Source organism: [Micrococcus luteus] ATCC 49442 (assembly GCF_010367585.1).
GTDB classification, from domain to species: Bacteria; Actinomycetota; Actinomycetes; order Actinomycetales; family Micrococcaceae; genus Arthrobacter; species Arthrobacter luteus_A.
Genome location: NZ_JAAAXP010000001.1, coordinates 2,570,055 through 2,593,764, shown reverse-complemented (window position 1 = coordinate 2,593,764; position 23,710 = coordinate 2,570,055). Strand labels below are relative to the sequence as shown.

At 65.1% G+C, this 23,710-nt stretch carries 21 protein-coding genes, 1 tRNA gene, 1 other RNA gene and 2 pseudogenes; 12 read left to right on the top strand and 13 right to left on the bottom strand.

Annotation, left to right across the window (positions count from 1 at the left end):
- Nucleotides 1–8: 8 nt before the first annotated feature.
- Nucleotides 9–539 (bottom strand): MarR family winged helix-turn-helix transcriptional regulator, encoded by a 531-nt coding sequence (locus GUV69_RS11710; RefSeq protein WP_164202518.1) that lies wholly within the window; start codon nucleotides 537–539, stop codon nucleotides 9–11.
- A gap of 80 nt (nucleotides 540–619) precedes the next feature.
- Here GUV69_RS11710 and GUV69_RS11705 point away from each other — a divergent pair, with 80 nt between their 5' ends.
- Nucleotides 620–862, top strand: a complete 243-nt coding sequence (locus tag GUV69_RS11705) for a hypothetical protein (RefSeq protein WP_164202516.1) — start codon at nucleotides 620–622, stop codon at nucleotides 860–862.
- Nucleotides 863–992: 130 nt separating this feature from the next.
- Complete coding sequence (locus tag GUV69_RS11700) at nucleotides 993–1,208, top strand: hypothetical protein (RefSeq protein WP_164202514.1); 216 nt, start codon at nucleotides 993–995, stop codon at nucleotides 1,206–1,208.
- A gap of 91 nt (nucleotides 1,209–1,299) precedes the next feature.
- Here the strand turns inward: GUV69_RS11700 and GUV69_RS11695 are convergent, their stop codons facing one another.
- The gene (locus GUV69_RS11695) at nucleotides 1,300–2,658 is read right to left on the bottom strand and encodes an aspartate kinase (RefSeq protein ID WP_164202512.1); all 1,359 of its coding nucleotides are present in this window, start codon (nucleotides 2,656–2,658) and stop codon (nucleotides 1,300–1,302) included.
- 216 nt (nucleotides 2,659–2,874) lie between these two features.
- Between GUV69_RS11695 and GUV69_RS11690 the strand changes: the two genes are divergently transcribed.
- Complete coding sequence (locus GUV69_RS11690) at nucleotides 2,875–3,846, top strand: ABC transporter ATP-binding protein (RefSeq protein ID WP_164202510.1); 972 nt, start codon at nucleotides 2,875–2,877, stop codon at nucleotides 3,844–3,846.
- Entirely contained in the window at nucleotides 3,843–4,982 is a 1,140-nt protein-coding gene (locus GUV69_RS11685) for an ABC transporter permease (protein ID WP_164202507.1), read from the top strand. The genes GUV69_RS11690 and GUV69_RS11685 overlap by 4 nt, the downstream gene beginning before the upstream one ends.
- Before the next feature lie 4 nt (nucleotides 4,983–4,986).
- Here the strand turns inward: GUV69_RS11685 and recR are convergent, their stop codons facing one another.
- From recR to GUV69_RS11665, 4 genes are all read right to left on the bottom strand, one after another.
- Nucleotides 4,987–5,586, bottom strand: coding sequence for a recombination mediator RecR (gene recR / locus GUV69_RS11680; protein ID WP_164202505.1), 600 nt, complete (start codon nucleotides 5,584–5,586; stop codon nucleotides 4,987–4,989).
- A 77-nt stretch (nucleotides 5,587–5,663) separates the two neighbouring features.
- Nucleotides 5,664–9,128, bottom strand: a complete 3,465-nt coding sequence (locus tag GUV69_RS11675) for a DNA polymerase III subunit gamma and tau (RefSeq protein WP_164202503.1) — start codon at nucleotides 9,126–9,128, stop codon at nucleotides 5,664–5,666.
- A gap of 64 nt (nucleotides 9,129–9,192) precedes the next feature.
- An RNA gene (ffs, locus tag GUV69_RS11670) (signal recognition particle sRNA small type) lies at nucleotides 9,193–9,289 on the bottom strand.
- Between the two features lie 60 nt (nucleotides 9,290–9,349).
- Nucleotides 9,350–9,676 (bottom strand): YqfO family protein, encoded by a 327-nt coding sequence (locus tag GUV69_RS11665; protein WP_164202501.1) that lies wholly within the window; start codon nucleotides 9,674–9,676, stop codon nucleotides 9,350–9,352.
- Nucleotides 9,677–9,955: 279 nt separating this feature from the next.
- On the opposite strand from GUV69_RS11665, the gene GUV69_RS11660 reads away from it, so the two are divergent.
- Nucleotides 9,956–10,043, top strand: a tRNA-Ser gene (locus GUV69_RS11660).
- A gap of 23 nt (nucleotides 10,044–10,066) precedes the next feature.
- On the opposite strand, the gene GUV69_RS11655 is transcribed toward GUV69_RS11660, so the two are convergent.
- Nucleotides 10,067–11,017: an oxygenase MpaB family protein gene (locus GUV69_RS11655; RefSeq protein WP_164202499.1), complete on the bottom strand. Its 951-nt coding sequence runs from the start codon at nucleotides 11,015–11,017 to the stop codon at nucleotides 10,067–10,069.
- A 489-nt stretch (nucleotides 11,018–11,506) separates the two neighbouring features.
- On the opposite strand from GUV69_RS11655, the pseudogene GUV69_RS23275 reads away from it, so the two are divergent.
- Nucleotides 11,507–11,860: pseudogene (locus GUV69_RS23275) on the top strand (M23 family metallopeptidase); the annotation flags it as partial.
- Nucleotides 11,861–12,015: 155 nt separating this feature from the next.
- Here the strand turns inward: GUV69_RS23275 and GUV69_RS23270 are convergent.
- Entirely contained in the window at nucleotides 12,016–12,459 is a 444-nt protein-coding gene (locus GUV69_RS23270) for a hypothetical protein (RefSeq protein WP_244292922.1), read from the bottom strand.
- A 353-nt stretch (nucleotides 12,460–12,812) separates the two neighbouring features.
- On the opposite strand from GUV69_RS23270, the gene GUV69_RS11645 reads away from it, so the two are divergent.
- Both GUV69_RS11645 and GUV69_RS11640 read left to right on the top strand, forming a co-directional pair.
- Complete coding sequence (locus GUV69_RS11645) at nucleotides 12,813–13,340, top strand: glutathione peroxidase (RefSeq protein WP_164202497.1); 528 nt, start codon at nucleotides 12,813–12,815, stop codon at nucleotides 13,338–13,340.
- A gap of 123 nt (nucleotides 13,341–13,463) precedes the next feature.
- A complete protein-coding gene (locus GUV69_RS11640; RefSeq protein ID WP_164202495.1) occupies nucleotides 13,464–14,390 on the top strand; it encodes a phosphodiesterase in 927 nt (308 codons plus the stop codon).
- 80 nt (nucleotides 14,391–14,470) lie between these two features.
- Here GUV69_RS11640 and GUV69_RS11635 read toward each other — a convergent pair whose 3' ends face one another.
- Together GUV69_RS11635 and GUV69_RS11630 are read right to left on the bottom strand one after the other, a co-directional pair.
- The gene (locus GUV69_RS11635) at nucleotides 14,471–15,886 is read right to left on the bottom strand and encodes a stealth conserved region 3 domain-containing protein (protein WP_167525091.1); all 1,416 of its coding nucleotides are present in this window, start codon (nucleotides 15,884–15,886) and stop codon (nucleotides 14,471–14,473) included.
- Between the two features lie 289 nt (nucleotides 15,887–16,175).
- On the bottom strand, nucleotides 16,176–17,105 hold the full coding sequence (locus GUV69_RS11630) for a Cof-type HAD-IIB family hydrolase (RefSeq protein WP_164202494.1): 930 nt from the start codon (nucleotides 17,103–17,105) through the stop codon (nucleotides 16,176–16,178).
- Between the two features lie 149 nt (nucleotides 17,106–17,254).
- Here GUV69_RS11630 and GUV69_RS11625 point away from each other — a divergent pair, with 149 nt between their 5' ends.
- Entirely contained in the window at nucleotides 17,255–17,554 is a 300-nt protein-coding gene (locus GUV69_RS11625) for a type II toxin-antitoxin system VapB family antitoxin (RefSeq protein WP_164202492.1), read from the top strand.
- A complete protein-coding gene (locus GUV69_RS11620; protein ID WP_164202490.1) occupies nucleotides 17,547–18,218 on the top strand; it encodes a LytR C-terminal domain-containing protein in 672 nt (223 codons plus the stop codon). Before GUV69_RS11625 ends, GUV69_RS11620 begins: the two co-directional genes overlap by 8 nt.
- 35 nt (nucleotides 18,219–18,253) lie before the next feature.
- Here the strand turns inward: GUV69_RS11620 and GUV69_RS11615 are convergent, their stop codons facing one another.
- The gene (locus tag GUV69_RS11615; RefSeq protein WP_164202488.1) at nucleotides 18,254–18,883 is read right to left on the bottom strand and encodes a TetR/AcrR family transcriptional regulator; all 630 of its coding nucleotides are present in this window, start codon (nucleotides 18,881–18,883) and stop codon (nucleotides 18,254–18,256) included.
- Nucleotides 18,884–18,993: 110 nt separating this feature from the next.
- A pseudogene (locus tag GUV69_RS11610) lies at nucleotides 18,994–19,692 on the bottom strand (DsbA family oxidoreductase).
- Nucleotides 19,693–19,879: 187 nt separating this feature from the next.
- Between GUV69_RS11610 and GUV69_RS11605 the strand changes: the two are divergent.
- Together GUV69_RS11605 and GUV69_RS11600 are read left to right on the top strand one after the other, a co-directional pair.
- A complete protein-coding gene (locus GUV69_RS11605) occupies nucleotides 19,880–21,001 on the top strand; it encodes a glycosyltransferase family 4 protein (protein ID WP_164202486.1) in 1,122 nt (373 codons plus the stop codon).
- 15 nt (nucleotides 21,002–21,016) lie between these two features.
- The gene (locus tag GUV69_RS11600) at nucleotides 21,017–23,164 is read left to right on the top strand and encodes an amylo-alpha-1,6-glucosidase (RefSeq protein WP_164202485.1); all 2,148 of its coding nucleotides are present in this window, start codon (nucleotides 21,017–21,019) and stop codon (nucleotides 23,162–23,164) included.
- Here GUV69_RS11600 and GUV69_RS11595 read toward each other — a convergent pair.
- Nucleotides 23,161–23,694, bottom strand: a complete 534-nt coding sequence (locus GUV69_RS11595; protein ID WP_164202482.1) for a GNAT family N-acetyltransferase — start codon at nucleotides 23,692–23,694, stop codon at nucleotides 23,161–23,163. The two genes, GUV69_RS11600 and GUV69_RS11595, sit on opposite strands and share 4 nt — an antisense overlap.
- Between the last annotated feature and the right edge of the window lie 16 nt (nucleotides 23,695–23,710).

Below are 23,710 nucleotides of genomic sequence, written 5' to 3'. Positions count from 1 at the left end.
CTGCCATTTTACGCTCTGCCCGGGTTCCGGGTGACATCTTCAGGAACGTTCGCTGTGGAGTCCCGGGCGGCGTCGTCCGCGGCGGCCTCCGTGGCGGCGATGAGGGCCATCATCGACTTGTGCAGCTCGCCTACCTCGTCGCGGGTGAGTCCCAGCCGCTGCATCATGGTGCCGGGGACGGCGAGGGCCTGCTGCCGCAGCGCCGCACCCGCGGTGGTCAGCCCTACCGCGAGAGCACGTTCATTCCCGTCCACCCGCTGGCGCGTCACGTAACCCGCCTCCTCCAGCCGGCGCAGGAGCGGCGAGACGGTGGCCGGCGCCTGGGCGAGGGCGTCGCTGATGTTGCGAAGTGTCCGCGGGGCGGATTCCCAGAGGCACAGCATCACAAGGTATTGAGGGTGGGTCAGCCCCAGCTTTTCCAGAACCGGCTTGTAGGCTCCTACAACACTCCTGGAGGCCACGGTGAGTGCAAAGCAGAGTTGCTGTTCGAGTAGGAGATCATCGTCCTGGTGCCGTACGGCCTCAGATGTTGCCGTCATCACAATCCTCCAATAGTTAGTGCACTAATTATTAGCGTACACTGGAACGAGCAATCAGTTCTATCGAAGGGTGCACGTCCATGGGCAAAGGCAACTCGGCGGACAAGGGAAACGCTTCCCAACGCTTCATGCGGGCAATGGGCAGGCTGCGGATCATCCTCGGCCCGGCCAACCGCAGTTCCCTTGTACACGACATGACCGCCGAGAACCGGGTCCTCCTCGCGCAGCGCGAGCGCGAAACCCAGCAGTGGGAAACGGTCACCCGGCCGGACGGCAGCACGTACGTTGTGCCCCGGAACCCGGACGATCAGTCCTTGCGCTAAGCCCTTCACGTGCCTGTTTCGGCCGAACTTTCCGGGGGCCTTTTTCGGGTTCCGGGCGTAAAATAAGGGCACTGTCTCCATCCGGGGTCAGTGGCTCTTTCGCCCGCAGTGTGGGAAGGGGGTGGAAATAATGGGACACGCGCTCACAGGTTTTATCAACGTGACCGACAGGCTCCGTTTTGTCTTCGGGCCGGCGACGCGTCTGGACTCGGATGCACCCGTGGTCCACAAGCATGACGAATTCGAGCAGGCCTCCGACGAGGACCTTTCGCACTTCCTCGTCGAAACCGATTCCGAAGGCCATCACTACGCGGTGCGCCGCGAAGATCTGGACAAATTGACCTAAGGCAAAAAGCGGCGGGGGTCATTCCCTGCCCGGTCGACCTTCGTTGACCGGGCAGGGAATGACCCCCGCGTTGCTTAAGAGCGGTTTGGGCCTAGCGGCCGGTGCCGCCGTAGACGGTTGCTTCGTTCTCGCTGTCCAGGTCAAAGGCCTTGTGGATGGCGCGGACGGCGTCATCGAGAAGATCGGCGTGCGTCACCACGGAGATCCGGATTTCCGAGGTGGAGATCATGTTGATGTTGATTCCGGCGTCGGAAAGTGCCTTGAAGAACGTTGCCGAGACGCCCGGGTGGGAGCGCATGCCGGCTCCGATGAGTGACAGCTTGCCGATCTGCTCGTTGTATTCGATGTTTTCGAAGCCGATGTCGGACTGGGCGGCTTTGAGTGCGGCCAGGGCTTCTGCGCCCTCGACGATCGGGAGGGTGAACGAAATATCCGTCCGGCCCGTGCCGTGCGTGGAAACGTTCTGCACGATCATGTCGATGTTCGAGTGGGCATCGGCGATGACCTGGAAGATCGCGGCGGCCTTGCCGGGGATGTCAGGGACACCCACCACGGTGACCTTCGCTTCGGAACGGTCATGTGCAACGCCGGAGATGATTGGCTGCTCCAAGGCAACTCCCTCTTGAGTGGTGATCTTGTCTTCGGCGCTGGGGATGACCCAGGTGCCTTCGTTCTGGCTGAATGAGGACCGGACGTGCAGGGGAACGCCGAACCGGCGGGCGTATTCGACGCAGCGCAGGTGCAGGATCTTCGCCCCGGACGCGGCAAGTTCCAGCATTTCCTCGCTGGAGATCGTGTCGATCTTCTGGGCGGAGGCAACCACGCGGGGGTCGGCGGTGTAGATGCCGTCAACGTCGGTGTAGATTTCGCAGACGTCCGCTTCCAAGGCTGCGGCCAGGGCAACGGCGGTGGTGTCCGAGCCGCCGCGGCCGAGGGTGGTGATTTCGTTGGTGCTGCGGCTCATGCCCTGGAACCCGGCGACGATGGCGATGTGGCCCTTGTCCAGGGACGTGCGGATGCGGTGGGGATCGACGTCGATGATGCGCGCCTTGCCGTGGATGCCGTCCGTGATCATGCCGGCCTGGGACCCGGTGAAGGACTGGGCGGACGCCCCCAGCTTGTTGATGGCCATGGCCAGCAGCGCCATGGAGATGCGTTCGCCGGCGGAGAGGAGCATGTCCATTTCGCGGGCTGGAGCGGAGTCGGTTACCTGGCCGGCGAGGTCCAGCAGTTCGTCGGTTGTGTCGCCCATTGCGGAGACCACCACGACAACTTCGTTGCCGGCCCGGTGGGCGTCGACCACGCGTTTGGCGACGCGCTTGACGCCGTCGGCATCCGAAACGGAGGACCCGCCGAACTTCTGCACGATCAGCTGTTTGGTCACGGCAGAGCCTTCGGGCAGCGTCTGTGGCTGCGTTGCTGCGGGCACTTCGGAAGTGGGCGTACTCATGCGCGTACCTTCACTGGATCAATCGGAGTTCAGGGGGTCAGGCACGGCCAGAGCGGCTGGACGGCGTGACGTGTTCAGCCCAGTTTATCGCCGCTGGCCGCAGGCGTGGAATTGTGACCGAATCTCAGCCTTCCGGTGGACACCGCCAACGTGGGGCCGGGCGTAGGCTCAGACAAGTATGCATGCGACGTTTTGGGGGGAACAGGTGCTCAGGGAATGACAGAAAACCGGGACAAAACAGACATTCCGGCCAACCCGGAAAGCCCGCGCCGGGGCGGCATCACGGCCACGGGCGTGAGCCGCAGCTTCGGGCAGGTGCACGCCGTCGAGCACATGGATTTTCACGCCCCGCCGGGAAAGGTCACCGCGCTGATCGGTCCCAACGGTGCCGGCAAGACAACCCTGCTGCTGATGCTGGCTTCGCTGCTGGCGCCGGACTCCGGCACGGTCACGGTGGAAGGGCTTGATCCGCAGCACAACAGGGCGGAGGTGCGCGGGCGGATCGGCTGGATGCCGGACACCCTGGGTGTCTGGGAGAGCCTGACAGCCCGCGAGATTCTCACGCAGATGGCCCGTTTCTACCGGCTGCCCAAGGCCGGAATCGCGCAGCGGGTCACCGAAATGCTGGATCGTGTACGGCTCAGCGACCTCGCGGACCAGCCCGCCCGTGTCCTGTCCCGTGGACAGCAGCAGCGGCTCAGCCTGGCCCGCGCCCTGATCCACGATCCGTCCGTCCTGCTCCTCGATGAGCCGGCGTCCGGGCTGGACCCGGGGTCGCGGGTGGAGCTTCGCGTTATGCTGCGGCAGCTTGCGGCGGAGGGTAAGTCCATTGTGGTCTCGTCCCATGTGCTGAGCGAGCTTGACGAAATTGCCGACGCCGCCGTGTTCGTCAACCGGGGACGGACGGTCCGGCATCAGACCACCGACGAGGCTGCTGCCGCCGGGCGCCGCTACGCGATCACCGCCACGGACAATGCTGCGCTCGCGGCAAAACTGACCGAGCTGGGCCTTCAGTTCCGGGTCGAGGATGGGCGCCGTCCGTCGGTCACCCTGTTGTTGATGAACGACGACGACGCCGCCCGCCTCCTGCGCGACCTGGTGCTCGCCGGCGTCGCAGTGAACTCTTTTGCCCCCGCCTCGGGTGCCCTGGAAGAGACGTACATGAACCTTGAAGGGGAGCGGCGATGAGCCAGCTGACAGACAGCGCACACCACGCGCCCGCCGCCGGCTACCTCGCCGGTATTTGGGACGTTGTGGTCCTGGAACTCAAGCAACGGCTGCGGTCCCGCGGGTGGTACATCATGCTGGCCATCTGGTTCATCCTGACCGGCCTGGTGACGTGGCTGACGTGGGCCAGCTGGAATGCCCAGCGCGAAGCGCAGAGGGCCTATTCGAACTTCACGCCGCCGGACACCGGGCCGGGGTCCATGATCTTCGAAGTGGTCCTCGCCTTTGTCCTTCTCTTCGCGTTGCTGGTGGCCCCCGCCCTGTCCGCAAACGCGGTCAACGGCGACCGTGCCGGCGGCACGCTGGCCATCCTGCAGGTGACGCTGCTGCGGCCCGGGCAGATCCTGTGGGGGAAGTTCTTCGCGGCGTGGGCCGCAGCTCTGGCCTTCCTGGTTGCGAGCACGCCGTTCCTTGTTGTTGGCGTGGCAGCCGGTGGAATGACTCCGGGACACGTGGTGGTGGCACTGCTGATGCTTGCGGTGGAGGTGGGCGTGGTCTGTGCGATCGGTGTCGGCATTTCCGCTCTGGCCGGCCGCCCGCTGTTCTCTATTGTGGTTACGTACCTTGCGGTGGCCGGTCTGGTTTTCGGCTCGCTGATTTCCTTCGCCCTGGGAACGGGGCTCTCGCAGGGCACCATCGTGGCCAACCAGGCACAGTACCGCAGTTACGCGCCGTACGAGCCGATGGAGGAGCAGCCTGCGCCCATGGAGCCGGAATACACGTGCTCAGGACCGCTGCAGGAACAGCCGGCTGTACACACCGAGCGCGTTGCCTGGATGCTGGCCATGAACCCCTACGTGGTGGTCGCCGATGCCATCCCTTACCCGGTGCGGACGTCCAATGCCTTCGGGATGTCATCTCCGGTGGGGGCTATCGAGAACATCAGCCAGGGCGCCCGGTACGCCATGGCCGGCCCTGAGGGAACGTATCCTTGCGCCAACGGCGAGGCCAAGCCCCGGTATCTGGCTCAGTCCACTCCGTTGTGGCCGCTGGGCCTTGGCCTGCAGTTGCTGCTGGCCGGGCTGCTGCTGTGGCTGGGATGGCGTTCGCTGCGCACCCCGGCCCGCCGGCTGGCAAGGGGAACCCGCATCGCCTGAAGGTTTAGGTCAGGGCGTTGCGGCGGCCCTCGAAGGCGCGGCCCAGGGTGACCTCATCGGCGTATTCAAGGTCGCCGCCTACGGGCAGACCGGAAGCGAGCCTGGTGACGGCGATTCCGATCGTCTTCAGCATGCGGGCGAGGTAGGTGGCCGTCGCTTCGCCTTCGAGGTTGGGGTCGGTGGCGATGATGACTTCCTGGATGGCGCCGTCGTTCAGCCGGGTCAGGAGTTCGCGGATCCGCAACTGCTCGGGTCCCACGCCGGCGATGGGATTGATGGCCCCGCCCAGCACGTGGTACCGGCCGCGGAAAGAGCGCGTACGTTCCACGGCCAGGACATCTTTGGATTCCTCCACCACACAGATGACTGACGGGTCACGGCGGGGGTCCCGGCAGATGTTGCAGAGTTCCTGCTCCGTGACGTTGCCGCATACGGTGCAGAACTTCACACGCTCCTTCACCGTGGTGATGGCTTCGACGAGGCGTTTCATGTCCTGCGGGTCGGCCTCAAGGATGTGGAAGGCCAGCCGCTGGGCAGACTTGGGACCAACACCGGGCAGGCGTCCGAGCTCGTCGATTAGCTCTTGGACTGCACCTTCGTACACGTTTTCCTCTTTTGGTTTGGCTTGGATGATGCTCTGAGTGGCAACCGCAGGTCCGGCCGGCGGCTAGGAACCGACGATTAGAAACCGGGAACGATCGGGGTGCCGTCCAGGGAACGCTCCTCGATCAGCTTCCCGCCCAGAATACGCTCGACGGCGGCGCGTCCAAACACGCCCGATTCCTCGATTGTTTCGTCGTCCGCGCTGGGGACGTCCTGGACATAGGTGGCGGCTGCCGCACGGGCCGGCGCCTTGGCCCGGCCGGCCTCGGCCTCCGGGCTGTTGGACAGCCGCTGGTAGAGACTTTGCCGGGCCTGAGCAGCCGACGGGGAGGTGGCGGGTGCCGGCTGCAAAGGTGCCGTGGCCGGGGCCGCTGCCATGGCGTATTCGCGGACCACAGCCGGCTCCGGGGCAGTCATTTCCCGGGCCTGCTCCACTGGGGGGCTCTGCCGGGTTCCGGTTCCGGGAGTGGTGTATTCAGCAGGACGATGCGCAGCGGGAGCCTCATCCGGCACGGCAGCTTCCACCCCGACTCCGCGGACGCCAGCTGCACGGGTGTCTGGCGCCGACGCGTCGGCTGCACGGACATCAGGTGCAGGCTCGCCAGCGGTGGCGACGCCGGACGGGAAGCCGGGCGGCGTCACAGGGGGCAGCCCCCAGCTGGCATCCGCCTCGGACTGCGTCCTGACCGAGGGGCCGGGGATCTGAGCCGTGGCAGGCTCGTAAGCGGGGGCCGGAGCAGCCGTGACGGCGTCGTCCGGGGTTGATGTGGCCGGACTCTTGCCGATGTTGGGTTCTGTGCCAACCACCCAGACGCCGGGCGCCTGCTCGACGGCGAGGCCCCACGGGTCGTTCGACGTAACGGGCTGTGACGACGCGGGCGCCGTGGCAGGCGTGGCCTCTGAAGCTTTGACGCCTACAGGCCGAGAACCAGTGCGTGCCGGCCGCTTGCCGGAGGGCGCCGAAGCGGGCGCCGGTTGCGACGGGGAGCGGCGTGGTTCGGCCGGAGCCGAAGGATCCCAATCCATGGGCGGTTCCTCCTCCAAGGGAGGAGCGTCTTCGTCCCGCGGGGGACCCCAATCGTCATCGGAGTAGGCGTACGAGCCCGCCTCGGGCTGATCGGCCCGGGGCTGATCCTGTGGTCCAGGCTCCGGGCTCGGAGGGGACGCTTCCTGGGCCTGCCCGCTGTTAGGTGTGGTGGCTTCGACAGCTGTCGGCGGCACACTCGCCGAGGCCGGGGCCGGGGCATGGGCGGGCGCCGGGGGAGCAGCAGGACCTGCTGAAGCCGACGGGACCGGGGTTGGCGCTGCGGCCGGGGACGGGGAAGCTGCAGTGCCGGTGGTGGGTCCGGATGCTCGTGCGGCGGCAGCCAATGCCGCAGGGGCTGGTAGAGGTGCAGGTGCAGCTGCAGCTGCCCGCGCAGGCTCAGAGGCCGGGGCCGGGCCTGCCGGCATGGAAACCGCGCCTGCCGGCATGGAAACCGCACCCGCAGGGGCCAGCCCCCAGGCGACGTCCGCTGAGCTGGCCGGGGTTTCCCGGCTAACGGGTGCTTTTGGGTTTGGCTCAGAGCTCGCTGGGCTGTTTGGGCGGCCAGCGCCGGACGCGCCGCCGGCGACCGCTGTGATCTGGCAATCGATGCCCACTGTTTTGTGGATCGCCTGCCGCAGGTTCTCCGAGTGGTCCGCGCGGCCAAACGCCCCGGCCAGGCCGGTGGTGGCGAAGGAGAGTGTCAGCATCTGGCCGTCAAAGGCTCCGACCTGTGCGTTCGGCTCTACCAGCGCCCACGTGCTGCGCTTGATCTTGGACAGGGTCTGCAGGACCTCGGGCCAGGCGCGGCGGAGGACCTCCACGTCGCCGGTTGCGGCCGGACCGGCCGGAGCCGCTGTGGCTGGCGGGCCAATGACGGGCGACGACGGGGCCAACGCACTGTCTACGGGTCCCGTGCTGACGGGTCCCGTGCTGCCGGGCGCGGAACTGCTCTGCTGATCGGACGGGGCAGGCCGCTGCGGCGCAGCTGCAGGACGGTTTCCTGCCGACTCGTCCACAGGCCAGTCGTTGGTGCTGACCCGTGGCGGCGTCAGTGAAGTCCTCGTGTTTTGTGGCGCTGCGGGCTCCGGCGCTGCAGGCCCAGGCGCGACGGCCTCCGGCCGGGCCGAGTCAGGAGCGCCAGGACCGCCCTGCATGGGAGGCTGGGTGACGCCGGCAGGGGCAACCGGCGCAGGAACGTGAGGCGGCGCGGAAACCGGAGCGGCCTGCACGGGCGCTGGCGGCGTAACGGCGGCGGGTGCCGCAGCCGGCGGCATGGAAACCGGGACGTCCGCAGCAGCCGCGGGGGCGGAAGCGGCCGGGGCGGGAGCGCCGACGTCGTTCCCGGCGTAGTTCAGGCGCCGCTCCACACGGTCAATCCGGGCAGCCATGCCCCGTTCGGTCTGTTCCGAACTGGGGAGCAGGAGACGGGCGCAGAGAAGCTCGAGGTGGAGCCGGGGGGACGTGGCGCCGGTCATCTCCGTCAGGGCAGTGTTGGTGACGTCAGCGGCCCGCGAGAGTTCAGCGGCGCCGAGGTTGTGCGCCTGGTTCTGGAGCCGGGCAATCTGGTCCGCCGGCATGCCCCGCAGGATGACCTGGGCGCTTTCCGGCATGGCCTGGACGATGATGAGGTCGCGGAAGCGTTCCAGCAGGTCCTCGACGAAGCGGCGTGGATCGTGGCCGGTCTGAATGACGCGGTCCACGGCCCGGAAAACAGTGGCGGCATCGGAGGCGGCAACGGCTTCCACCACGTCATCAAGCAGGGACGCGTGGGTGTAACCGAGGAGGGCTACCGCCAGTTCATAGTCGAGGCCGTTGGCGCCGGCGCCGGCCATCAGCTGGTCCAGCACGGACAGGGAATCACGGACGGATCCACCGCCTGCCCTGACCACCAGCGACAGGACTCCCGGGGCGACCGGCACGTTTTCCTGGTTGCACAGCAACTCCAGGTACGCCATCAGCGGTTCAGGCGGGACCAGCCGGAAGGGGTAGTGGTGGGTGCGGGAGCGGATGGTGCCGATGACCTTGTCCGGTTCCGTGGTGGCGAAGATGAACTTGATGTGTTCCGGCGGCTCTTCGACGATCTTCAGGAGGGCGTTGAAGCCGGCGGGCGTGACCATGTGGGCCTCATCGATGATGAAGATCTTGTAGCGGTCGCGGACGGGGGCGTAGGTTGCGCGTTCACGAAGGTCGCGGGCGTCATCCACACCGCCATGGCTGGCGGCGTCGATCTCGATGACGTCGAGGGAACCCGAACCGCCGCGGGCAAGTTCAACACAGCTGGGGCATGTTCCGCAGGGTGTGTCCGTGGGGCCCTGGGCGCAGTTCAGGCAGCGGGCCAGAATTCGGGCGGACGTGGTTTTGCCGCAGCCGCGGGGGCCGGAGAAGAGGTAGGCGTGGTTGACCCGGTTTTTGCGCAGGGCCGTCATCAGCGGCTCCGTGACATGTTCCTGCCCGATAACGTCGGCGAAGGAGTCCGGACGGTATCTGCGGTAAAGGGCGGTGGTTGTAGCAGTCACGTAAAAACCCTACCAATCCGGGCCGACAATCAGTCCCTCGCGGGCGGCCGCCCATTGCGGGAATAGTAAAGACCCCCCATGCACCCGCCAGAGCCCGTTTACCCTTGCTACCTTCCGGTCCTGGGGGAGTTCAACAGGATGACGCCACATGAGGGGCCGCAGACAACTTTACCCGAACTTTCGGCGTGGCTCGAACCGGGGTCAGCGGTCCCCGCTTTGCGTCACCGGCGCCAGCCATCCACCGGCCAGGTCATCAAAGCCGGTTCCTCATAAGGGTGCGCCGCGCGCAACGCCAGCACGACGTCGTCGAGCATGTCTTCCTCCACCACGCACTCGACCCGCACTTCGGGCACCCGTTCGCGTACCCCCACGGCTCCCGTGAAAGGCATAGCGCCGGGCAGGGGCGTAAACCGGCCCGTCCCGGGAACCACGAAAGAGCAGTGTGAGTAGTTGCCGATTTTGCCCGCTCCGGCGTCGCCGATCGCTACGAGCAGTGCCTCGGAATGGGTCTCCGGAACGTAAACCACCAGGGCGTGGAGCTGTGTCATGGCTACATCCTGCCAAAGCGGCCGGCGTTAAAGGCCGCAATTCCGTTGCTTATCCGGCGACCAGGGTCGATCATGGGTATGTACACCGATTGGGGCAATCTCAAGGTTGTGAGCTGCAGGGCCTGGCTGGAGGGCCGGACCCGGCAGCTCAACAGTGTTCCGTAGGAATGGGCGCATTGGGGGCGTCCATTTTGACGTTAACAGGCGTCTTGAGGGGTCAATTGGGCGATGCCGAAAACTTCAGGTAGTCTAGTATCTGCTTTTGATTCAGAAGCAGCTGGAGAATTCGCCTAGCGGCCTATGGCGCACGCCTGGAACGCGTGTTGGGTTAACGCCCTCGGGGGTTCAAATCCCCCATTCTCCGCCAACGAAAACCCGGTTCTGACCTAGTCAGGACCGGGTTTTTGCTTTGCCTCCGGCCGGGTCCGCTGCCTCATAGCCCAAACGGCGGAGCCGTGCCCTGGCTGCCTGCTCGCTGGGCCCGGGCCTGCGTCCCAAGGCGAGATGTACGACGCCGAGTGTCACCTTTGTTGCCAGCCGCACCGGGAGCGGGAACGGACCCAGCCGGGGTACTTCGAGCCCCAGCATCTGCCGGTACTGCGGTTCCAGGCTGTAAACGGCACCGGCGAAGATGATCCGGTAACCGGGCCGCAGCAGGGGGTGCAGCGGCGGGTTGCGGAGGAAGCCTACGGTCTCGGCAACCCGGTTGTCGGCCAGCAGCTCGCCGTTGCGGAAGTAGCGGTCCAGCTGCTGCCGCATGTCCGCCTCGGTCAGAGGGGGATCATCCACCCCCATCAGCCGGCCGGCCTGGGCCCATTCGCGGACGTAGGCGTCCGGACCGCCGGGGATCTTTCCACCCCAGATTTTGTGCGAGGTCAAGAATGCATCAACGAAAGCGATGTGGACCCAGCGCGCCAGCTCCGGATCGTTGGCTGAGTACTGATTAAGCGATCCCTGGCGGTCACGGAAGTTGCCCTGGACCGGCTCGTGCAGGCGGCGTACGCGGGCTGACGCTTGTTCCGCAGCGGCAGTGGAGCCATAAGTGACAGTGAAAATCCACCGGATGGTCCGCGCCAGCCGGGTCAGTGGATCTGTCCGGAAATCGGAGTGCTCATGGATGCCGGCCAACGCGCCGGGGTGAAGCGCCTGCATCAGCAGCGCCCGGATTCCGCCCACGATGGGTGTCATGGAACCGTGCACTGCCCAGACAGCCGAACCCGGCAGGTGATAACCGGCGTCGTCCCCTTCGGCCAGCCGCGGAACCCACTCGGGTAACGCGTCCACGCTTCCCGTGAAGGCGCGCTTGAGTTCGCCCTGCAGATCCCCGAGGAAATTGCGCATAACACCATTGTTGCCCACGCGGGCGGCAGTGCTTTTGCCGAAGATCCCGCAATCGGTCCGCAGTCTGCAAATACGGGGTTCACAGGCCCGGGGCTTTGTGGTCCCATGGGATGGTAAACCCGTCAAGATTGGGGTCTGGCGGGCAAGCAGGGAGTTCAGCGAGTGGGAAATCATTGGGGATCCGGCCGGGACGGAGAGGCCTCGGGCCCTTGCCTGATAGCGGTGCGCGTACTGGCCGGCAGTGCTGCTGCTGCCGCGGTAATTCTCGGGCTTGGATTGCCAATAATTCCCTTGGGTCAATCCGGTGCCACAGGGTCGGTGGGGGGCACTGGCCACGTGGGGCATGCCGGTCTGGCTCCCGCGATCCTGATAGACAGCAGGGCCCTTGTTCCATTCGGCCGAACGCTGGTGGGAACCGTGGCCAAGGGCGGGAATGCTCCGCTGAATGTGGCTTCCGTCGGACTGAAACGTCCGCCGGAGGGCTCGCTGATGGCACCCTTGGAATCGCTTGCGTCCAGTTCGCCCTTTGGGTTCCGGGTCAGCCCGATCAACGGCAGGAGTGGCGACTTCCATCTTGGCCAGGATTTTGCGGCAGGCTGCGGCACCCGGGTTTACTCCGCCGACGCCGGGGTGGTCCGGGCCGCTGGCTGGCATCCCTGGGGCGGCGGGAACCGGGTGGAAATAGACCACGGCAACGGGCTGATCACCACCTACAACCACCTGGAGGCCATCGCCGTCCGGACGGGGGAGTCCGTGCAGGTGGGGCAAGTGATCGCACGGGTGGGGACCACGGGATGGTCTACGGGCTGCCACCTGCATTTTGAAACCATTCTGAATGGAGAACATACGAGCCCGCTGAACTGGAGACTCCTCCCCATCCTCCAAGTGGACAAGCTGGCAGACATTGCAATGGTCAGTTACGAAGGCAAGACCGCAAACGCTGCTACAGCCCTGCCGTGGGCCATCCCCGTTGCTGCAGACAACAGCCACACAGTCCTTCATGGCGAAGACGAACTGCCGGAGGCACCGGAGGTGGCGGAAGTGGACACACCGCCGGCACCCACGGAAACCGCTCCCACAGGCGGACCGTCCCCGGACGGAACGGCTACCACCAAACCGCCCACGACAACCGCACCGCCGACGCCCACGGAAACCACTCCCACGGACGAGCCGTCGTCGGACGAAACGTCCTCAGATGAGCCGTCGTCGGACGAAACGACTACAACCACACCGCCGAGGACGACTGCGCCGCCGTCGACGAGCACTCCGTCGACGACGAGCACACCGCCGTCGACGAGCACTCCGTCGACGAGCACACCGCCGTCTACGAGCACCCCGCCGACGACGACTGCACCGTCTACGACGACTGCACAGACTACGACGACGGCGCCGGCACCGACAAGTACCCCGCCGGCTCCCGTGGCTCCGCCGCCGTCGACCACGAGCGCGCCGCCTCCTCCCGCGGCTCCGCCGCCGCCGCCGTCGACCACGAGCGCGCCGCCTCCTCCCGCGGCTCCGCCGCCGCCGCCGTCGACCACGAGCGCGCCGCCTCCTCCCGCGGCTCCGCCGTCGACCGCGATCACCCCGCCTCCGCCTGCCGCTGCGCCGCCGTCGACCACGGCCGCCGCGCCACCTCCCTCACCGGAAACGTCCTCGGCCGAGCCCGAAACGGCTGCGACCGGAACGACCGGGCAGGCGCCGGGGACCCCCTGACAGAAAGCTTCCAGCATGCTCCCGTACGCTTGACGGTTGGCAACGAATCACCTGTATGACCCAACCTCGCAAGGACGGCGCTGTGACCTCTCTGTACCCCCTCCCGCTCACGCTTAACGACGGCACCCAGACCGATTTCGGCCGGTTCAAAGGGAATGTGGTGATGGTGGTCAACGTGGCGTCGCAATGCGGCTTGACCCCGCAGTATGGGGGACTCGAGACGCTGTACGGGAAGTTCCGGGACCGGGGCTTTGAGATTCTCGGGGTGCCGTGCAACCAGTTCGCCGGCCAGGAGCCGGGCACCGACAGCGAGATCGCAGAGTTCTGCGAACGGAACTTCGGGGTGTCCTTCCCCCTGACAGCCAAGGCCAACGTGCGCGGCAAGAACCAGCACCCGCTCTACTCGGAGCTGACCAAGTTCAAGACCGGTGTGCTGCCCGGCCTCGTGAAATGGAACTTCGAAAAGTTCCTGGTAAACCGTACCGGCGAGGTAGTGGCACGCTTCGCGCCCACCGTCGAACCGGACTCCGCCGAAGTCCTGGACGCCATCGAAGCGGCTTTGGCCGAATTTGATGTGCCAAAAAACGCATCAACTGATTCGATTGCTTAAATCTTTTGCCTTTTTCCAACTTGCCGGTGGGAATTTACTCAAAGTTTCCCCAAAATCTGGTTTGATAATAGTTACTGAAGGGTAGAAGGGAAGCGCCGTTTCCCACCGACCACAGAGGCAGCAATGAAGCACATCGAGGCCGAACATCCCCGGCCACGCCACTTCCTTCTCCACCTGAGCGACCCCCACCTGATGGGAGGTCCGGATCCCCTTTACGGAGCAGTTGACAGCGAAGCCAAGCTCATTCAGCTTTTTGACGAGGTCAGGGCTTCCGGGGCCCGCCCCGAAGCGGTGATCTTCACCGGTGATCTTGCCGATCAGGGCCATCCGGAGGCGTACGCAAAGCTGCGGGCCATCGTTGACCCCGCCTGCGAGGAGCTGGGCGCCAAAGTCATTTGGGCCATGGGCAACCATGACAACCGGGCCAACTTCCGCACCGGCCTGCTGGATGAACCGGCCAGCGAAGCGCCGGTGGACCATAGCTACTCCATTAACGGCCTGCGCATCATCACACTGGACACGTCAGTCCCGGGCTACCACCACGGCGAACTCAGTGAGGCGCAGCTTGAATGGCTGGCCCGCCAGCTGGAAACACCGGCTCCGGACGGCACCATCCTGGCGCTCCACCACCCGCCGGTTCCTTCTGTGCTGGACCTTTCCGTGCTGGTGGAACTGCGTGACCAGGCCAGCCTCGCCGCGGTGGTCCGGAACTCGGACGTTCGGACCATCCTCGCCGGGCACCTGCACTACTCCACCTCGGCCAGCTTCGCGGGTATTCCCGTCTCCGTGGCCTCGGCCACGTGCTACACCCAGGACCTCAACGTGTCCGTCGGCGGCACCCGCGGGCGGGACGGCGGGCAGGCCTTCAATCTCGTGCACGTCTACGAACACACCATTGTCCACTCGGTGGTTCCGCTAGGCAGCACACCGACGGTGGGCGAACATGTCACACCCCAGATGACAGCCGAGCGCCTTGCCGCAGCCGGCGTCAGCATCCCCGAGAAGGCGAAAGTCGGCGCCGCGAAGGTTGCCTTGCCTTCTCCGAGCTAAGGCAACCAGCTGGCGTGACGCGTTGTGCGGGCCTGAAAAAGCTCAGTCCCGCACAACGCGGAGGGTGCGGTTCCCTGCCGTCAGAGTTCCCAGGGCGCCTTGATGGGGTAGTACTTCTCCAGGAAATCAGTCACCAGCTGTGCCCGTTCATCTGCAGGGACCTCCGGAAAGCTGCCGTCATTGAGGCAGAAGAAGTCCATGTTCCGCTTGGCCAGCAGCTTCGGCAGCGAGTTCAGGCCCGCGCGGGCCGTGGTGTCGACGTACCGCACCTTGGCAGCTGTCTGGGTGACGGCAAGCCCGGTGAGCAGGGCGTAGTAGTGGTAGAACGAATTCGTGACGGAGATGTTGTCCGCGGCGCGGAACCTGCTGGCCGCGGTCTTCCTGAATTCGTCAGGGAATTCACTTTCCATCCTGGAGACCACGCTGCGGCGCAACGGGGCTGCGGTGTGCTCCAGATGCCGGGTGGTAATCCGTCCGAAGCGGTTCCAGAGCAGCTTGCGGTTAACCCGGGCCGCGTTCTCGAAACCGCTGCGCTCGGCGTCGTTGTCGCCCAGCCCGATCCGGGTCTCCGCCTCGATGAACTTGGTGATGCCACCGGGAGTGAAGAACATGTCCGGACCAACAGGCCGGCCGAAAAACATGTCGTCGTTTGAATAGAGGAAATGCTCGGACAATCCCTCGATGTTGTGGAGCTGGCATTCCACAGCCTGCGAGTTGTGCGTCGGCAGCACCGCGGGGTCGGAGAAGAATTCCTCGCTGCGGACAATTGTCACGGACGGGTGCTCAGCCAGCCATTCCGGGGCGGGCGAATCCGTAGCGATGAAGATGCGGCGGATCCACGGGGCAAACATGTACACCGAGCGCAGCGCGTATTTGAGTTCGTTGATCTGGCGAAAGCGCGCCTCGTGGTCATCGCCTTCGCCCAGGACCACACCTTTTTGCTGGGCACGCCGGGCAGCTATGTATTCAGGTGAGCTGCCGTCAACCCAGGAAAAGACAAGGTCAATGTCAAAGCTGATGTCGCTGGCGTGGTCCGCGAACATGTTTTCGATGGTGGGCCAGGTGTGCCCGTAGCGCTCCACCGTCCCGCGGACCGCATCCTGGGCCAGCATGGTGCGCCGGGTCAGGGAGTTCTCGATCGGCAAGGTGATCTCGTTACCGTCAAAGCTCCAGAGTTCAATCTGGACGCCTGCTGAGGAACCGAACTCGAAGCCGCCGTCGGGCTCCACTCGCGGACGGTAGAGCCGGAAGATGCGCGCCTGCCGGTTGGGGGAGAGTTCCCCGTCAGCCACCAGCACGGAGGATTTCTTCTTGGCATCAACGGTCATGGAGTAAACGGGTTCATTACGGCACGCTGCCACCAGGGCGGTCCGCAGTTTCTTGCGGTCCTTCCAGTCCAGGGCAATAACGGGGCGGTCACTGTTGCCGCGGACCAGAAGGTAGTCCAGCCCCGCGCCGGCCAGGACGCCGCGCAGGAACAGCAGATCTTCAACCATGGCCTGGAACGGCGTCCGGTTGTGGTTGATCAGGGCGTACCGGCCCTTGTGCCTGACTACGTCGGGTCGGTGCTTGAGCCGTGCTTCGGCAGCCGGAGATGTTACCTCTGCATGGGCGTGCGGCTCCGCGGACGCCTGGCCGCCATAGTAGATCTCGTCCTGGACAGCTGATTCGGTAACGGGTGCTTCTGTAATGGTTGTCTCCGTCGCGGTTAAATGGTAGGCGTGCTTAGTTGAATAATAGCGTGACCACCAAAACCGGAGCGCGCGGTACGCCGTCCGGCAGGGCTCAGGCTCCCACGGACTCCCGCCAGTTGTGGAGGAAAGCCCCGCCGGCGTCGTCGTGGATCACATCATCCGATAGACCCAGGTCCGCAGCGGTCAATACATCGTACGGTTTGACCGGGACACCGTCCGCCGGACGGACGTCGACGTGCTTTACGGAATGGTCGTTGTGATGCAGCCAGTCCGCCATGGCGTAGTCGGTCCGGGAGTCACCAACGGTGCGCCACGCCTGCGGCGTGATGCCCTGTGCGGCGAGCAGTTCAACGGCGCGGCTCGCGCCAAGGTCCTTCCCCAGCCGGACTGACTCAATATCGGTGGAAATAATGGTGGGATCAACGCGGTAGTCCACGGCGTCGTCGGAATCCGGTACGTGGTGGTCCAGGCGGACCACACCGAGGCCGTGGCGGGCCATGAGACCCATTGCGTCGGATTCGAACAGCTGCTGTTCGGCGAGGTAGTCAGCGGAGGGCACCTCGATGTGCTGTTCCACGGACACCATGGCACGTTTGGTTTCGTCGAAGAACATGTGCGCCGAATAGTCCTCCGCCACGAGCCTGCGAACGTCATCGCCGTAAGCCTTGGGCACAGCCAGTTCGTGGTCCATGTGGATGGGCCCGGCCCCCGCAGCGGTGTAGCTGAACCAGACTGCGCCCTTTTCACAGATGGCGTGGATGACGGTCCCCGAAGGCATTCCGGCGGCGATCATGGGCTCCATGACCTGTTCCCGGATGAAAGTATCGGAGCGGCCGGTGTTGAAAATTACGGGAATGCCTGCGGTTGCCAGCGCCACCATGTCGGCGATGATCGCGGGCTGCACGTCACGGGTGACCGGACTGGCCACGGGACCGTCCACGTCCAGCAGGAGGGCCAAAGGCGGGGCGGACAGCGGGCGGACGCCGGGCGTGGAACTGGCAGGGAAGGCGGGGGCAGTCATGGCTCCATTGTGTCAGCCGGCGGCCAGTGCGCACGTGCGGGCAACCCAAAGTTGGCGGCGTGTGACAGATGGTCACCGTTTGGCTACAACCTTGGAATGGCGCGGTCCGGACACTTCTCTTGGAGCCCCAAGGTGCCTAGGGTTGCAGGGTGATCTTCAAAGCTGTGGGCGAGGGACGCCCGTACCCTGACCATGGTTTCAACACGCCCAAACAGTGGGCATCGCTTCCGCCGCGGCCTGTCCGCCTCGATGAACTCGTCACGACCAAACGGACCCTGGACCTTGAGGCGCTGCTGGCAGAGGATTCCACATTTTTTGGCGACCTGTTTCCGCACGTGGTGCAGTACCAAGGGGTCCTGTACCTGGAGGACGGGCTGCACCGTGCTGTCCGGACAGCACTGCACCAGCGCACCGCCATCCACGCCCGTGTGCTGGTGATAGATGGTTAAGAAACCCAAGGATGTCCGTGTCCTGCACGGCCACCATGTTGTTACCGGGCCCGAACTCCGTGCCACCTTTGAAGCCGCCGGCGATCCGGACGATCCCGTCCGCCTCCGCCGCCGGGTGGTGCACGGCGTGGTGCTGGTCCTGCTGCTGGGACTCATCGCAGCTGGCATCATCACCGCTTTCGCCATCCTCAACGGGCAGCTGAAACTCCCGGCGACGGAGACCGCCGAAGAGCCAGGCAGCGTCTGCCCTACGGCTACTTTTGACTACGTCCCGCACGAGCAGATCAACCTCAACGTCTACAATTCCACCAGCCGGCCCGGCCTCGCGCGCTCGGTGGCCGACGAATTGCTTGGCCGGAAGTTTCTCGTGGGAAATGTGGCCAATACCGAAGCGGCCTACCGTGGCGTGGCCGCCGTCGTGGCGGGGGCGGCAGGGCAGTCTGCCGCCTTCACTGTCCAGCGGAATGTGCCTGAGTCTGACTACTTCCAGGATGACCGGACCGACGCCAGCGTGGACCTGATCCTCGCCGGCGACTACAAGGAGCTGGCCGCCGCGGACCGCGTGGACCAGACCCCCGGGACACTCAGTTGCCCGCGGGAAAGCCGCAGGATCGCAGACGAGGCTAAGTGGCCCGTCATTCCGACCTCGGTCGCCACGCCCTAGTCACTCCGCACGGCCCTGCTATGACGAAGGCCAGGCTATACAACGCGCAGTGGAGTGCCGTCGTCGTTGAACCTGGCGCCGGCGCCCAGCTGGATGAACCGCACCGTCCGGGCAATCCGGGCCTCGAGCTCGGCAGGCTCGTTACTGCCGCGGGCGGCGCTGGAGGACAGCGTGCCGTGAATCAGCTGCGCCTGCTGGGCAATGTCGGCCTCCGGCAGGTAGCCCTGGGCCATGCCGTCGCGGAGGATGCCCTGCAGCATCACGCTCAGTTCGCCCACGTGGTCGGCGAGTTTTGCAAAGGACGACGGCGACAGCACCGCCGCCATGGCAGGTCCCGGCGGGAGGTGGCGCCGGCTGAGGTCTTCCACCTGGGTGCGCACGTACAGGGCCAGCCGCTCCACGGGGTTCTCCAGGGCTGCCAACGAGTCCCGCAGCTCGGCGAGGAACCGCTCCGTCTCATCCAGGGCATAGGAGATCAGCAGTTCTTCGATGTCCGCGTAATAGTTGTAGACCGCCGTCCGGCCCACGCCGGCATGACGTGCCACGTCCGTCATGGTCAGCCCGGGCAGTCCGTGCGTAAAAAGCAGCTCACCAAAGGCTGTCAGGATCCGGCGCTGCGTTTCGGCGCGTTGCGCGGCATTGGTGGCCGCCGAAATCCTAGGCATACAGACACGTTACCGCGATGTGTCAGTAAAGCCGGTTGTTGTGTTGCTGAGAGTGTCACAGCAACCGGCGCCGCGGTCAGACCGGCACTGCGGTCAGACCGGCACTGCGGTTAGACGGCGCAGCCGTCCGGGCCGCAGGCTTCGCCGTCGGCGGCGTTGACCAGCACCAGGGGGTTGGTCTCCTGCCACGCCCGGGTGAGCGCGGCGGTGAACGTCTCGGCAGGCTGCGCGCCGGAGAGGCCGAACTTGCGGTCGATCACAAAGAACGGGACGCCGGTGATGCCCAGGGCGCGGGCTTCCTCAAAATCGAAGCGGACGTCATCTGCGTATTTGTCAGTGGTGAACAGTTCCGCCACTTCGTCGGCGTTGATGCCGAGGGCCAGGCCGAGTTCGGTCAGGTAGTCCTGGGTGCCAATATTCTTGCCAAGCTCGAAGTGGTCACTCAGCAGGCGTTCCTTCGCGGCATCCTGCTGCCCATGCCGGGCGGCGAGGTGGATCAGCCGGTGGGCCGTGAAGCTGTTTGCCACCACCACCTGGTCGAAACGGTAGTTGAGTCCTTCACCCTTGGCCTGGGCGGCGACGTGCTCGAACATCTGCGCGACCTGCTCCGCGGCCATGCCCTTGATTCTGCTCAGGTACTCAAGTTCGCTGCCGTCGTAGTGCTCCGGAAGGCTTGGATCCAGCTAATAGCTGCGCCAGGTCACCTCCACGGAATCGCGGTGCGGGAACTCGGCCAACGCCGCCTCAAACCGGCGTTTGCCGATGTAGCACCAGGGACACGCGACGTCTGACCAGATCTCAATCTTCATACCTGCGACAACCCCTGCCGTCCCGGGGGCATTCCGCGAAGGAGTGTCGGATTTGTCACGTCCGGGGGTTGTAAACGGGGCCTTGGCGGGGTAATAGTCGGAACAACAGGTCAAGCAAAGGGCCTTCGAACAATCACTCACTCGCCAGGTCTGGGGGCGTGGCATGTGATCCTTTGCGGAGGAAAACATGCGGATAGGACTTATTGCAGCACCATGGATTCCAATTCCCCCTTCGGGATACGGAGGCATAGAAAGGGTTGTTGACTTACTCGCCAGGGGATTCACGACGGCCGGGCACGACGTAGTGCTCGCGGCAGCCTCGGACAGTACGTGCCCGGTACCACTTGCGTCGGGGATGAGGCCCTCAGAACCGGCCGATCTGGGGCTTACGCTCTCGGAGCTTAGCCACGCCATCAGAGCCTACGAAGGGCTGGGCGACAGTGTGGACATCATCCACGACCACACCCTTGCGGGGCCGCTGCTGGCCCGGCGGCCGTCCGCCGCCCCGGTGGTGACCACCATCCACGGCCCCCTCATCCCCTCATCGGCCGATCTGTACCGTGCCATGGCTTTCAACACGGCCATCATCGGAATTTCCCGCGACCAGGCCTCCCGTGTCCCGGATGTTCCTATTACGCGCGTGATCCATCACGGGATGGACGTTGATTCTGTCCCCTTTGGTTCGGGACAAGGGGGCTACGTCTGTTTCGTGGGCCGGATGTGCCCGGACAAGGGTGTTGTGGAGGCCATCCACATCGCCCGCCGGGCCGGCATTCCGCTGCGCATCGCGGCGAAAATTCGTGAACGGGCGGAAGTCGAGTACTTCCGAAGCGTCGTTGAGCCGCTGTTGGGCCCCAATGAGGAGTTCCTGGGTGAAATAGGCGATGCCGAGAAGTACCAGCTCATGGGCGAGGCCATCGCCTTCCTGAACCCCATTCAATGGCATGAACCATTCGGCCTGGTCATGATCGAATCGCTGTCCGCAGGCACCCCGGTGGTGGGAACACCCATCGGCTCCGCACCTGAAATTGTGGACGACGGGAAGACCGGCTACCTGGCCGTGACCGACGAACTGCACACCAAGCTGCCCCTTGCGGCATCGCTGGACAGGTCCCATTGCCGAGAGCGGGCCCTGAAACTGTTCAGCACGGAGAGGATGGTGGGCAAACATTTGGACCTCTACGCAAAGCTCGTGGAAAAGAGTCCGGCGGCAGGGGTTCCGTATGATTCCCACGAGGGCCAGAATCAGAGACGGGGAGCGATTATCCGGGAGCCGGAATCGGGCCCGACCTCTCTCCGGCGGCCCTGAGGGAGGAGCGCATCCATGACTGCTTGGAATGCTGATACGGAAGCCGATGTCGGCGGCGCCGGCGCAGTCACTCTGGTGGAGGGCTCGTCGTTCTGCATCTCCTCCCACAGCGGCGACATAAGCGCCGAGGGCGGAACCAACGGGGCATTCTACCGCGATACCCGGATTGTGTCCCGGTGGGTCCTGCGCATTAACGGCGCCCTCCGCGAGCCTTTGGTGGCGCAGCGGCCGGATGCGTTTGAGGCTGCCTTCGTGGGCCGCGCCAAATGGCCGGACGGCCGCTTCGACAGCCCGCTCGTGGTCCGTCAGCAGCGTCACATCGGACCCGGTCTGCAGGACGACATCACTCTGCAAAACTATTCCTCGGAGGCCGTCGACTGCGAGATCGAACTCCTGGTGGACGCAGACCAGGCCGACCTTTTTGATGTCAAGGGCGGCCGTCCTATCAGTGAGGACAGCCTGACCCGGACTGTCAAAGGCGCGGAACTGTTGGTCGAGACCTTCCGGAACGGGCAGCGGCGCGCCTCGGCGGTCCGGGCGGCGGGCGCCGAAGTTACTGTGGATGCGCTGCGGTTCAAGGCGCACATCCCGGCACGGGGGAAATGGTCCACCAGCGTCATTGTGGTGCCCTTGATTAATGGTGCGGCCCCCAGCGAACCCTTCACCGAAGCGGGCCTGCCCCGTCACCGGACGGGTGTGCAACGCCACCTGGCGTGGGAGGAGAATGTACCTCGCATCTCTGTGGGGGACCGCAATATCGAGGAAACCCTGCAGCGAAGCCAGTCCGATCTGGGGTCGTTGCGGATCTTCGATGCCGAGCATCCTGACCGCGCGGCCGTTGCGGCCGGTGCGCCCTGGTTCATGGCCCTTTTCGGCCGCGATTCGCTCTTGTCCTCCTATATGTCACTGCTGGTGGACTCGACACTGGCGGTAGGAACCCTCCAGACCCTTGCAACCCTGCAAGGGTCGAAAGTCGATCCGGACTCCGAGGAAGAGCCGGGCCGCATCCCGCATGAGGTACGGCTGGGCGTAACGGCAGGGCTGTCCCTGGGCGGAACCGCCTATTACGGCACGGCGGACGCCACACCCCTGTTTGTCAGCGTCCTGGGTGAACTCAGCCGGTGGGGACTGTCCGATGACATTATCGACGCCCTCTTGCCGCACGCAGATCGTGCCCTGGAATGGATCGAAAAGTACGGGGACCGTGACGGCGACGGTTTCGTGGAGTATCTGCGTCCCAACACTCACGGCCTGGTGAACCAGGGCTGGAAGGACTCATGGGACGGGATCAACTTCGTCGACGGGCGGATAGCTGAGCCTCCCATCGCCCTGTGCGAAGTCCAGGGCTACGTCTACGCCGCCTATGTTGGCCGCTCATTGTTGGCCCGGTCGGCTGGAGACACCGCAACGGAGCAGCACTGGGCTGAACGCGCCGCAGCGCTGAAGGAAGCCTTCAACGCGAAGTTCTGGCTGCCGGACAAGGGCTACTTCGCCATCGCGCTGGACAAGGACAAAATTCCGGTTGACGCATGCGCCTCCAACATGGGCCACAGCCTCTGGGTGGGGATCGTCGACGAGGAAAAAGCGGCGTCGGTGGTGGCGCGGCTCATGTCGCCGGAGATGTTCACTGGCTGGGGGATCAGGACCCTGGCCTCGGACATGGGCGCCTACAACCCGGTGAGCTACCACAACGGATCAGTGTGGCCGCATGACTCGGCCATCGTGGCAACGGGCCTCATGCGCTACGGCTATGTGGCGGAGGCCAAACGGCTGGCGCGGGGGATCTTCGACGCCGCAGCACATTTCGACGGACAGTTGCCGGAACTGTTCTGCGGCTTCGACCGCAGTGAATACCATGGGCCAGTGCCATACCCGACGGCGTGCTCCCCACAGGCCTGGGCCGCTGCGGCGCCCATCCAGCTCGCCCGTATCCTGCTGCGCTTAGATCCGGACTTCACCCGGGGTGTTGTCCACCTGGCACCGATCCTCGCCGAGGACAAGGGCGATTTCAGGGCTGACAACGTCCGGCTGGGCCACTCCAGGATCTCTATCACCGCGCGAGGCACGGAAGGAAACATCGAAGGCCTTCCGCCGGGCATGAAGCTGCTGAAGGAGCCGCGGCCGCCCCTTGACGAAAATCTGGGCGGACAAGCGGGGGACTAGGGGACGGCGCGTTCCATCACAAAGTCGTGTTCCACGGTTGTGCCCAGCCTGAAGGACTTGCTCCCCACCTTGCGGAAGCCGGACTTTTCGTAAAAGCGGACGGCCCGGGCATTCTGGCTGTTGACTCCCAGCCAGATACCGGCCGCGCCGGCTGCTGTGGCCGCCTCGAGGCTCGCATGCATCAGTTCGGCCGCGGCGCCGAGCCCGTGGTGTTCCGGGTGGACGTAGCACTTGCTCAGCTCGATGGACGGCCGGAGCGTCAGGGCCTCCGCCACATCCGGATCCTGAGCCTGCCGGTTCACGAGGAGGCTGTAACCGCGGAGGGCACCTTCGACGTCAAGGACCAGTATGAGCGTGTCCGGGTCGGTGAGGTAGCCGCGGAAGTGGTCCTCGCTCAGCGTATTGGCCAGGTGCGTTGCGATGTCCTCAGGCGACGACGACGGCGGGCACGCCAGCGGGAAGGTGACTGCTGCCAGGTCGGCGAGCGCGCCGGCGTCGTCCGTTGTTGCCTTTCGGATGGTGTGGGTCATGCTCGCAGTCTAATTT